Raw genomic sequence first — 12,192 nt, 5'->3', positions numbered from 1 at the left:
CATCATGCAGTGAATATGGGGGAAACTCATGCGAATCCTTGTACAAAAATTTGGAGGCACTTCGCTTTCCACCGCTCATGCCAGAGAACACGTCATTGGACACATTCAAGACGCACTTATCAATCATTATAAATTGGTTGTTGTTGTATCCGCGATGGGAAGAAAAGGAGAACCCTATGCGACTGACACGCTCTTAGACCTCGTTCGAAAGAACGGGGATGGGCTGCCAGCGCGGGAACTCGATATGTTATTGGGCTGCGGAGAGTTAATTTCTGCGGTACATTTGTGCAGCTTATTACAAGCAACAGGTATTCGTTCTACGGTTTTGACAGGTGGGCAAGCTGGTATTCTTACGAATGATGTTCATGGTAATGCCCAGATAGTAGCTATGCAGCCTAACCGGATCCTTGAATTGTTGGAACAAGATATGGTAGTCATTGTTACCGGATTTCAAGGTAAAACAAGTCTAGACGAACTAACAACATTAGGGCGCGGGGGTAGTGATACATCGGCTACTGCTCTTGGGGCTGCCCTTAAAGCTGAAATTGTAGATATTTTCACGGATGTCAACGGAATATTGACAGCGGATCCACGGATCGTTGAGGATGCTAAACCGCTAGTTCGCGTAAGCTTCGCTGAAATCTGCAATATGGCACATAATGGTGCTAAGGTTATACATCCACGCGCGGTAGAAGTAGCCATGCAGGCTAATATTCCGATTCGCGTGCGATCTACGTTTTCCAAAGAAGAAGGAACGTTGGTTACAACTTCAGACAGTATCCCTACGGATATGAGTCAAGTGAGGGATCGATTCGTTACGGGAATTGCCCATTTTACGAACATTACTCAAATTCATGTTGCTGCGGTTGAAGGCCAATTCGATCTTCAGCTTCGTGTATTTAAAACGATGGCGCTGCATCAGATTAGTGTTGATTTTATAAACGTCAATCCATCGGGAGTCGTTTATACGGTGTTCGATCATGAAGCGGAACGCGCTCTAAAACTGCTCAGAGGTCAAGGCTATGATCCTAAGGCCGTGAGTGGATGTGCGAAAGTTTCGGTGATCGGTGGCGGTATGAACGGAGTACCAGGTATTATGGCGCAAATTGTTGAGGCATTAACGATGGAGGACATACGTATCCTTCAATCAGCCGATTCAAATACAACGATTTGGGTGCTTGTCCATGGTGTTGATATGATTAAATCTGTTAGGGCACTACATCATAAATTCAATTTATATAAATGAAAATGTGAGATTGAGGAGGTATAACGTTGGATTTTGGAAGAGTAATTACAGCTATGGTAACTCCTTTTGACGAGAACTTACAAGTAAACTGGGAGCAAGTGGAACCATTAATTAACTATTTGATCGAAGAGCAGCAGTCGGATAGCCTTGTTATTTGTGGCACGACTGGTGAGGCACCAACATTAACAGACGATGAGAAGCTGAAACTTATCGAACTATCCGTTCGTTATGCTGGTGGGCGCTGCAAGATCATTGCAGGAACAGGAAGTAATGACACTGCGCACACCATTCATTTTTCCCAAAAAGTTGAGAAACTTGGAGTCGATGCCATACTGATCGTAGCTCCTTATTATAACCGCCCTTCCCAAGAAGGGTTGTACCAACATTTTAAAGCAGTAGCTGAGTCAGTTCAGGTATCTATTATGCTTTATAATGTACCGGGACGCACAGGTGTGAATTTGGATGCGGAGACAACTATTCGTCTATCCCAAATTCCGAATATCGTGGCTACCAAAGATTGCGCTAACACGGATCAATTGACACGTATACTTAATGATGCAGCTCCTAATTTTCTTGTGTACAGCGGGGATGACAGCAGTGCACTGCCTGCTCTAGCGGTAGGATGTCAGGGAATTATTAGTGTTGCTAGTCATGTGATTGGAAAAGAAATGCAATCTATGATAAAGTATTATTTAGAAGGTAACACTCAGCAAGCGGCAGAACTTCATCGTAAGCTTCATCCAGTTTTTACTGGCATTTTCCGTGTGCCGAGTCCTGCTCCAATTAAGCATGCTCTCGCATTGAAAGGCATTCAAACTGGAGGCGTAAGACTTCCGTTAGTTTCTGTATCCGAGCAAGAAGGACAATTCATCCAATCACTTTTTGTATGATAACGCCTAATGAATCGGTGCTTCTGGCATCGGTTTTCTTTTTTTGGGGAATCTAAAGTAATAGGTATTAACTTGTATTTGTTGTTTTTTTTCATGTATAATGGTTGCAAGTGACTAGTTCGGTTTTTTCATTTAAAATTCGTCGTCCAATCTTAGAAGGAGGTATATTCTTGTCCAAAAAAAATATTGATAAACTTTTGATCTTCGCTCTTGGCGGCGTGGGCGAAATCGGAAAAAATATGTATTGCGTTCAGTATGCGAACGATATCATCGTCATTGATAGTGGTTTGAAATTTCCAGAGGAGGACATGCTTGGAATCGACATCGTCATTCCAGACATTGGATACCTAACGGAGAATCGGGATAAAGTACGCGGCATTATCATCACTCACGGCCACGAAGATCATATTGGCGGCTTACCTTATGTACTTAAGCATCTTAACGTTCCACTTTATGCAACTAAGCTCACAATGGGACTTATCGAAGCTAAGCTGAAGGAAGCAAATTTACTCGGTACTACGAACCGGATCCTCATTAATTCAGAATCCGTTCTATCCTTAGGCGTTCTTACTGCAACATTCTTCAAAACCAATCATAGTATTCCTGATTCTGTGGGTGTCGCTTTAGATACACCAGAAGGTGTTGTTGTTCATACAGGAGACTTTAAGTTCGATCAAACTCCTGTAAATGATCAATATGCGGACTTGCATCGTATGGCAGAGATTGGGAAGAAAGGCGTACTTGCCTTGCTTTCTGACAGTACAAATGCAGAACGTCCTGGTTATACAGGCTCTGAGCGTAGTGTTGGGGTTGAGATTGAAGAAGTGTTCCGTAAAGCTAAGCAAAGAGTTGTTATTGCGACTTTTGCATCCAACATTCACCGTGTTCAACAGGTGTTTGATGCAGCCGCAGCAACAAATCGTAAAGTAACAGTAATCGGTCGCAGTATGGTTAACGTGGTATCGATCGCTAGCGAGTTAGGGTACTTGCACATTCCGGATGGCATGCTAATCGAGCCAGAGGAAGTTAACAAGCTTGCTGCTGATCGCGTTGTCATTCTTTCCACAGGAAGCCAAGGAGAGCCAATGTCTGCTCTTACAAGAATGGCACGTTCAACCCATCGTAAAATCGATATTTTACCTGGTGATACGGTCATTATTGCGGCAACTCCAATTCCAGGGAATGAGCGTTATGTAGGCCGAACCGTAGATGAGTTATTCCGTATTGGCGCTAATGTGATTTACGGTCCAGGTTCTGTTACTGGCGTACACGTATCAGGTCACGGTAGTCAAGAAGAATTGAAGTTAATGCTCAATCTTATAAAGCCTAAGTACTTTATTCCGATTCATGGCGAGTATCGCATGCTGCGTCAACATGGCATCCTAGCCGAGTCTGTCGGCATTCCTAAAGAAGATATATTTATGTGCGATATCGGTGACACAGTGGAAATTCAAAATGGCGTTGCTCGCAAAGGATCTAAAGTTCAAAGCGGCAACATTCTGATTGATGGACTGGGTGTTGGAGATGTAGGCAACATTGTGTTGCGTGACCGTAAATTACTGTCTCAGGACGGAATCCTTGTGGTCGTAGTTACACTCAGCAAACAAGATGGCAAAATTTTATCTGGACCAGATATTATTTCTCGCGGGTTCGTGTATGTACGTGAATCTGAGGGTCTCTTGGAAGAAGCCAATCGTATCGTAACGAATACGTTAACGAAATTAATGAATGAAAATGTAAATGAATGGGCATCTTTAAAAACAAACGTGAAAGATGTTCTCGGACGCTTTTTATATGAACAAACCAGAAGAAGACCGATGATCCTTCCTATTATCATGGAAGTCTAGGCTCGAACAAGTCACTTGAACCTATGCAATAGTAAAGCTCTCTCCATCACTGGAGGGAGCTTTTTTTCTTATAGTTCGTAGGATGCGAATGCATGAAAATACGCAAATTTATTCATACTATGGGAGATTATGAACAGTACATGCAAAGTTTGCTAGCACAATGCAGTTTAAGCTTACAAAGCTGTTTTTGCAAAAGCAAAACTCGAAGGGGGATTTTCAGTGGCAGCACCCACAGGACCGAAACAACAAGAACCGGAAACTGAAGAAGGCAAGAAAAACGCAGTCCTCGAAAATATTCAACAGTTAGGTCAAACTAATACGCTTTCTGGCGAATCTAATATTTTCTGTCTCACCATTATTGGACAAGTGGAAGGACATATCGTTCTCCCTCCCCAGAATAAAACGACCAAATATGAGCACCTAATTCCGCAATTAGTCGCCGCAGAGCAGAATCCGAAGATTGAAGGCGTTATGATTATTTTAAATACGGTAGGGGGAGATGTAGAAGCAGGACTTGCCATCGCGGAGATGGTTGCAACTTTATCGAAACCTTCTATTGCTTTGGTACTAGGTGGTGGGCACAGCATTGGTGTTCCAATCGCAGTATCAGCGAACTACTCGATTATTGCCGAAACAGCAACAATGACGATTCACCCAATTCGATTAAATGGTTTAATTATTGGAGTCCCACAAACATTTGAATATTTGGATAAAATGCAGGAACGTGTTGTGCGGTTTGTAACGAAGCACTCTAATGTAACAGAAGAAAAGTTTAAAGAGTTGATGTTTAAGACTGGTGAGTTGACAAGGGATATTGGGACTACGGTCATTGGGATAGACGCCGTTAAATATGGATTGATAGATCAAGTGGGCGGTATCGGTGATGCAATCCGAGAGCTTAATCAGCGTATAGAGATTAAGAAAGCAGCGGCGAGCGGAGGCATTGTACAATGATACATTACTCCGTTATACCGATGGATGTGATTTTTGAAGGAATGGAGACTTATGAACCCAAATTTATCGAAATCGATCAGGGTGGAGTCAAAATGCAAGTTGAACCGATTAGTGGATTTCAGGCACGAATTGTCAGGCTGTTTAGTTGTAATCCTCAGGATTATTTGAATAATCAATATGCCCCTGGAACTATTATTTCATATAGTCCTGTAGTAGAGGCAACTTTAACTTTCTAGCTTGCTCTTCCTGTATCATCCCCCAAGTCAAATATGGTATAATGTGGACTTGGGGGTGGCAAGCGTGGCGAAACGCAAGAAAAAAGGTAAGGCTCTAAAAACAAGCTTGTTATTCGAGTTATATGGTATTCTCATTCTAATCTTCTCGGTCATTGCACTTGCTCATCAAGGGCATGTCGGGAATTCGTTGATTTACCTTTTTCGATTTTTTGTGGGAACGTGGTATTCACTTATACCGCTGATTTTCATATATGTGGCCTTATATGCGATGATCAAGAGAGCATGGCCACAGATGGTTACGCCCAAGAAAGCAGGCATATTGCTGTTCATTCTTGGACTACTAATAAAAAATCATATTGATTTGTTCGCTCAATTATATCCTGATGGCGGTTTCACGTCTGGTAAAGTCATTGCATCAACATGGAATGCCATGTTAGATGGTCTGAAACCAACAGAAGCAGGCAAAGCGGCACTCGAGAATGGTATTGGCGGCGGCATGATTGGCGCTGTGCTATACAGTGTCCTTTACTTTCTGTTCGACTATTTGGGAGCGAGATTAATTCAATATGCGCTGTTTGTCATGGGTTTTATTCTGGCAACAGGTATTTCTTACGTGGACGTTGGCAATATCGTGAAGGGTCGATTCAGTAATGTTGGCCAAAATTTTAAAGATAGAATGAAAGAGTGGCTGCAGGATCGCGAAACACGTCAGCCCCAAACAGTCTCCACAGGTGCTAGTGCAACTAAGGCGAAGAAATCCTCTTATGTTCCTGTTGATGATGAATTCGATGAAGAGGTTTTTCAGCCTGTTAAACGGGCGAAGAAGACACCACTTTTCATGGAGCTGCTTCGTCCTAATAAGGAAAGTCGGAAAAAGGATGCAGTCGAGAATAATTCAAATGCAGATGAATTAAATGATTTAGATGCAGCTGATGTAACCGAGCAAGTTCTTTATAAGTCAAGCGGGAAGCAAGCAGCTGAATCAGATTCACCATCCACAGATCAACCAATCACACCCATTATTCGTGATTTTCAGGAGCAGGTTTTTCAAGAAGCTCAGCAGGCAGTCAAACATCCTGCAGCTTCCTCTACAGCGCCGGCTTCTAAAGTTCAGGGAGCAGGGGCTGTTGACACGGATGATGAGCCAGTTACGCTGGAATTTCAGGAGAATGTGCCAATTGTGCAAACACGGCCATATGAAATGCCTTCCCTTGATTTATTAGCGAAACCTGCTGTTGGCAAAGGTAGCGAGATGGCCGACTACAAAGCGAATGCAAGGAAGCTTGAAGCCACATTGGAGAGCTTTGGGGTTCGTGCCAAGGTTCTGGAGGTCGTCAGAGGCCCTGCCGTGACACGCTATGAGATACAGCCTGACGTGGGTGTGAAGGTCAGCCGAATCGTCTCCTTGACCGATGATATCGCATTGGCGCTTGCCGCCAAGGATATTCGGATGGAAGCGCCGATTCCTGGTAAAGCTGCGATCGGCATTGAGGTGCCTAATCTGGAGGTTTCGATCGTGACCATGCGTGAAGTCATGGAAACATCCGCTTTTCAAGAATCCAGCTCGCGGCTATCGGTTGTACTTGGGCGTGATATTTCTGGACAACCAATCGTCGGGAATTTGGCAAGAATGCCTCACTTACTTGTAGCTGGAGCCACCGGTTCAGGTAAATCCGTCTGTATTAATGGGATTATTACGAGTATTTTGTATAAAGCAAAACCTAATGAAGTGAAGTTTCTTATGATCGATCCGAAGATGGTTGAATTGAATGTCTACAATGGGATTCCACATCTACTGGCACCAGTTGTAACTGATCCTCGACGAGCTTCATTAGCACTAAAGAAAGTCGTCGTTGAGATGGAAAAGCGTTATGAACTATTCTCGAAAAGCGGAACGCGAAATATTGAGGGCTACAATGCAATGTTGACAGAAAGCGGTACAGCAGTCCCTCTGCCATATTACGTGGTTATTGTGGACGAGTTAGCCGATTTAATGATGGTTGCTGCTAATGATGTGGAAGATTCAATCACACGCCTTGCTCAAATGGCCCGCGCAGCAGGTATTCATTTAATTATTGCTACACAACGACCATCCGTTGATGTTATTACAGGCGTAATTAAAGCCAATATTCCATCGCGTATTGCGTTTGGTGTTTCGTCTCAAGTGGACTCAAGGACCATTTTGGACATGGTCGGAGCCGAGAAGCTGTTAGGTCGAGGGGATATGCTTTATTTGCCAGTAGGTGCATCCAAACCTGTTCGTATTCAGGGTGCCTTTTTATCAGACCAAGAGGTTGAACATGTGGTTGGCTTTGTACGCACGCAGGAGCAGGCGAATTACCAAGAAGAAATGGTCCCACATGTTGAAGATATGCCGGAGCAGCAAAATGAATTTGAAGACGAGCTTTACGACCAGGCTGTTCAAATTGTATTGGAAGCCAAGCAAGCCTCTGTTTCCCTGCTGCAACGACGTATGAGAGTAGGTTATACTCGTGCGGCAAGGCTGGTTGACTCTATGGAAGCCAAAGGGGTCGTCGGTCCGTACGAAGGCAGTAAGCCTCGCGAGGTGCTGATGTCGATTGAACAATACCATCATAATCGGATCAGTTCCTAGCTTAAAAAGACGATTGTACAAGCACTCTCCTCAAGAGAGTGTTTTTTTTTGTATAAACAGAGAGTCCCTTTCTCATAATAAGCAAGAAAAGGCTGTAATTTGAAAAGTGAGGTTGAGAAGGGGAATGAATAAACGATTAATTGTACTTACAGTTTGTATTGTTTTCGTACTAGTTGTCGCTTTTCAGTTGAAGGGAAAGTTCAATCCACCTGCAGAAGAAACGTTTAGTAAAAATGAAGTGCGTTATGGAGCCACAGGAGCTGACGTTAACGAGCTGCAAGGCAGATTGAAGTTCATTGGCTTCTATAACGGCAGTATAGACGGTGATTATGGGTATAAGACTTTAACGGCAGTGAAGCGATTCCAAGGTGAGTTTGGGATGAAAGTAGATGGCGTTGTAGGTCCCAAGACCAAGCTTAAACTGTGGGAAGCTACGAAGAATTGGAAGCCTACAGCACCAACCACAGGAGGACAGAGCGGCGCAGGCAAAGAAACGGCTACTTCAAATCAAAAACCAGCCAATTTGCTGCCTTCGAATAACCTGGGCTTGTCTGAACAGGATCTGAAGATTATGGCGAATGCGGTGCATGGGGAGGCTCGCGGAGAGCCTTATATTGGCCAAGTAGCCGTTGCAGCCGTCATTTTGAATCGAGTGAAGTCAGCTAGTTTTCCAAATACAGTTTCTGGTGTTATCTTTCAGCCTGGTGCTTTCACAGCCGTAGCGGATGGCCAAATATGGTTAACACCTGACGAATCATCGAAAAAGGCCGTAAAAGATGCACTGAATGGATGGGATCCTTCGGGTGGGTGCATCTATTATTTCAACCCGGTAACGGCAACATCCAAATGGATTTGGAGCAGACAGCAAGTCAAAACTATTGGGAAGCATATCTTCTGTAAATAATTTAGACAAAGGACAAGGAGAAGGAACCAGCTTTGGTTGCTTCTCCTCTTCGTATAGGAATATAATGGATTTATATCAGGGAAAAAGAAGGGAGACCGACCTTTGAAGCATATACAATTTGAGCGCACTACATGGAATCATATACGTTTACATGTGCTGCCGACAGATCGGTTTAAAACGTTTGCCATTTCAGTGTACATAGGCCGTCCTCTAGAGGAAGATACGGTCACGAGTACCGCATTAACACCCTTTGTACTGCGTAGAGGTACGGAATTACGCCCAGAAACGAAGCAATTTCGAGAATATTTAGATGATTTATATGGTGCAGGATTCGGCTTTGATATTTATAAACGTGGCGATTACCAAATTGTTCAGTTACGCATGGATATCATCAACGACCGATTCGTGAAATCAGCACAATCTTTATTAAAGCAGGGACTTGAATTCGTTGGAGAAACTTTGACGAAGCCTGCGCTCGAAGAAGGACATTTTCGTAACAAATATGTGGATGCTGAGAAGCAGACTCTCCAGAAGCGTATAGAATCAGTCATTAACGATAAAATTCGTTACGCGGCTGAACGCTGTATCGAAGAAATGTGCAGTGATGATCCTTATCGGCTTCACCCTTTGGGTAAAATAGATGATTTGGACCCTATCAATGCTGAGCAACTTTACGAACAATATAAACAATGGCTTCAAACGGCTCCTATCGATATTTATGTCGTTGGAAATACGACGCTCTCTGAAGTAGAGGGTATCGTAAAGCAGGCATTCTCCATTGAACGTAAAGTGGATGTTGGCTATGTAACATCTGCCCCGCGGGGGGCTTCTGGTGATGTAAAGACTATCGTTGAACGTCTGGATGTTAATCAAGGGAAACTGAACATGGGACTACGTACCAATATTTCGTATCGAGATGAGCTGTACCCTGTAGCTCTTATGTATAATGGGGTTCTCGGAGGTTACCCACACTCCAAATTGTTTACGAATGTTCGTGAGAAAGCGAGTCTAGCCTATTATGCCTCTTCTCGGTTTGATGGTCACAAAGGCATTCTGACGATTCAATCGGGGATTGAAATGGCGAATTATGAGAAAGCGGTTGATATCATTAAAAAGCAGCTGACTGCCATGGAGCAAGGTGAGATCAGTGATATTGAATGGAATCAAACCCGTGCCATGATTGCCAATCAACTGCGTGAAATTCAGGATTCCGCATTTGAATTAATTTCATTTGACTTTAATGCTATTTTATCTGGAAAAGAACGTACGGTTTCAGGCTTGATTGAATCTGTGCAGCAGGTAGATATTACGGCTATTGCAGAAGCTGCTAAGCGTGTTCAACTGGATACGATATACTTTTTGCGGGACCAGAAGGGAGAGTAGAAGATGCAGGTTATTCCTTATCCACACCTTGGTGAAACCATTTATCACGAGAAGCTTGATAATGGGCTACATGTGTTTGTACTACCCAAAGATGGTTTCCAGAAAACCTATGCGACGTTCACGACGCAATTCGGATCTGTTGACAACTTTTTTCAAGTTGAAGGGAAAGAGGCAGTCCAAGTTCCGGATGGCATTGCTCATTTTCTGGAGCACAAAATGTTTGAAGAGCCTGAAGGTGATATTTTCGCTACTTTCGCTTCAAACGGCGCTTCGGCAAACGCTTTTACAAGCTTTGATCGGACAGCGTACTTATTTTCATCCACAGATCACTATTTAACAAATTTAACGACATTAATTAATTTTGTGCAAAACCCTTATTTTACAGATGAAAATGTAGAAAAGGAAAAAGGCATTATTGGTCAAGAGATCAAAATGTACGAAGATAATGCGGACTGGAGAAGCTATTATGGATTAATTGAATCCTTATATGCTAAACATCCCATCCATATCGATATCGCTGGTACAGTAGAGTCCATTGCCGAAATCTCAAAAGAAACCTTGTATGAGTGCTACAACACATTCTATCACCCAAGCAATATGAGCCTGTTTGTGGTTGGAGGTGTAGATCCAGAAGAGGTTATTTCGTTAGTTAAAGGGAATCAAGCTGCAAAAACTTTTCCACCACAAGGAAATATCCAACGATTTTTCCCAGAAGAGCCATTAGAAGTGAAAGAATCGCGCAGAGTAACATTACTTCCTGTTTCAATGCCAAAATGTTTAATGGGATTTAAGGAGCCTGCGCTTTCTGTAAGTGGGAAAGACTTACTTGTTAGAGAATTGACGACAAAATTAATGTTGGATGTTTTGTTCAGTTCAAGCTCTGATATTTATCAGGCACTATATGATGAGCAATTGATTTCTGATAATTTTGGTCATGAATATAATTGCAGTGAGGGTTATGCTTTCTCCATTCTTGGCGGAGATACTAAAGATCCTGACCAACTTGTAGCGCGCATACGCGAAGAGGTTGAGAAACGTAAGGATTCAGGACTCGATGAAGTCACCTTCGAGCGGAGTCGTAAGAAGAAAATTGGTAATTTCCTACGGATGATGAACTCACCGGAATCCATAGCGAATGAATTCACTAAATACCGTTTCAAAGATATTGATTTATTCGATATATTGCCTGTTTACGAGCAAATTACACTAGACGACGTGAACCGTCGGTTCCGCGAGCATTTTGACTGGAGCAGACTTGCTATTTCGATTGTGCAAAGTCGTAAGCCATCGTGACGTTTCCTAAGCCATTCAGTGAACAAACAGTTCTTATAACAGGAGCTAGCCGGGGGATCGGTGCAGCTATTGCTGAGCGTTTTGCCGCGGTAGGCATGAATGTTGTTATTCATTACCGTGAGTCACATGAAGCTGCTAATGAAGTGGCCAGATCCTGCATGAAGCATGGTGCCAAGGTGTTAACCGTATCCGCGGATGTAAAATCTCGTGAGCAAATCAACAAGATGCAAGAAAAGCTGGAACAAAGAGACATGGTCCCTGATATTATCGTGAACAATGCGGGGATTTCTCACTTTGGTATGCTTTCTGATGTAAGCGAAGAAGATTGGGACCTGGTGATGAATGTTAATCTTAAAGGCGCCTTTCTTTGTACACAAACGTTCATGACGGCAATGGTCAAACAAAAGTACGGCCGCATTATTAACGTATCCTCCATATGGGGCATCTCAGGTGCCTCCTGTGAGGTTGTATACTCAACAGCCAAAGGTGGGTTGAACGCCTTCACGAAGGCGTTAGCGAAGGAGCTGGCTCCTTCTGGCGTGACAGTGAATGCCGTAGCGCCTGGTGCGGTACATACCGAAATGATGGCAGGATTTCAACCTGAGGAGCGGGAAGCGATCGCCAATGAAATTCCGGTAGGCCGTTTTGCTTTGCCTGATGAAGTTGCTTCGCTTGTATACTTTCTAGCACTGCCTGAATCCGGCTATATTACGGGTCAAATCATAAGTCCAAATGGTGGATGGTTAACCTGAGTACAGTGTAGGAAGCCTCGCGCATAATTTTAAGCTGAGAAGCGAATATTACGTATGTAATGACCATTTCTCA

At 43.3% G+C, this 12,192-nt stretch carries 10 protein-coding genes; all 10 read left to right on the top strand.

The window, feature by feature from the left end:
* Positions 1 to 28 precede the first annotated feature (28 nt).
* Complete coding sequence (dapG, locus tag AC58UU_RS06505; RefSeq protein WP_497314091.1) at positions 29 to 1,246, top strand: aspartate kinase; 1,218 nt, start codon at positions 29 to 31, stop codon at positions 1,244 to 1,246.
* 26 nt (positions 1,247 to 1,272) lie between these two features.
* The gene (dapA, locus tag AC58UU_RS06500; RefSeq protein ID WP_497314089.1) at positions 1,273 to 2,136 is read left to right on the top strand and encodes a 4-hydroxy-tetrahydrodipicolinate synthase; all 864 of its coding nucleotides are present in this window, start codon (positions 1,273 to 1,275) and stop codon (positions 2,134 to 2,136) included.
* A 170-nt stretch (positions 2,137 to 2,306) separates the two neighbouring features.
* The gene (locus tag AC58UU_RS06495) at positions 2,307 to 3,983 is read left to right on the top strand and encodes a ribonuclease J (RefSeq protein WP_047672953.1); all 1,677 of its coding nucleotides are present in this window, start codon (positions 2,307 to 2,309) and stop codon (positions 3,981 to 3,983) included.
* A 219-nt stretch (positions 3,984 to 4,202) separates the two neighbouring features.
* Complete coding sequence (locus tag AC58UU_RS06490; protein ID WP_497314086.1) at positions 4,203 to 4,937, top strand: ClpP family protease; 735 nt, start codon at positions 4,203 to 4,205, stop codon at positions 4,935 to 4,937.
* Positions 4,934 to 5,173, top strand: coding sequence for a YlzJ-like family protein (locus AC58UU_RS06485; RefSeq protein ID WP_497314084.1), 240 nt, complete (start codon positions 4,934 to 4,936; stop codon positions 5,171 to 5,173). The genes AC58UU_RS06490 and AC58UU_RS06485 overlap by 4 nt, the downstream gene beginning before the upstream one ends.
* A gap of 64 nt (positions 5,174 to 5,237) precedes the next feature.
* Complete coding sequence (locus tag AC58UU_RS06480) at positions 5,238 to 7,787, top strand: DNA translocase FtsK (RefSeq protein ID WP_497314082.1); 2,550 nt, start codon at positions 5,238 to 5,240, stop codon at positions 7,785 to 7,787.
* Between the two features lie 124 nt (positions 7,788 to 7,911).
* Positions 7,912 to 8,691 carry a spore cortex-lytic enzyme gene (gene sleB, locus AC58UU_RS06475; RefSeq protein ID WP_497314080.1) on the top strand — a complete coding sequence of 260 codons (780 nt, stop codon included), beginning with the start codon at positions 7,912 to 7,914 and terminating at the stop codon, positions 8,689 to 8,691.
* Positions 8,692 to 8,793: 102 nt separating this feature from the next.
* On the top strand, positions 8,794 to 10,074 hold the full coding sequence (yfmF, locus tag AC58UU_RS06470) for an EF-P 5-aminopentanol modification-associated protein YfmF (RefSeq protein ID WP_497314079.1): 1,281 nt from the start codon (positions 8,794 to 8,796) through the stop codon (positions 10,072 to 10,074).
* 3 nt (positions 10,075 to 10,077) lie between these two features.
* Positions 10,078 to 11,367: an EF-P 5-aminopentanol modification-associated protein YfmH gene (yfmH, locus tag AC58UU_RS06465; RefSeq protein ID WP_497314077.1), complete on the top strand. Its 1,290-nt coding sequence runs from the start codon at positions 10,078 to 10,080 to the stop codon at positions 11,365 to 11,367.
* Complete coding sequence (ymfI, locus tag AC58UU_RS06460) at positions 11,364 to 12,119, top strand: elongation factor P 5-aminopentanone reductase (protein WP_497314075.1); 756 nt, start codon at positions 11,364 to 11,366, stop codon at positions 12,117 to 12,119. Before yfmH ends, ymfI begins: the two co-directional genes overlap by 4 nt.
* Positions 12,120 to 12,192 lie beyond the last annotated feature (73 nt).

It is taken from the genome of Paenibacillus sp. JT22N1 (assembly GCF_059692155.1).
The sequence above is the reverse complement of the archived record's forward strand: the minus strand, read 5'-3'. Positions and strand labels throughout refer to the sequence as shown.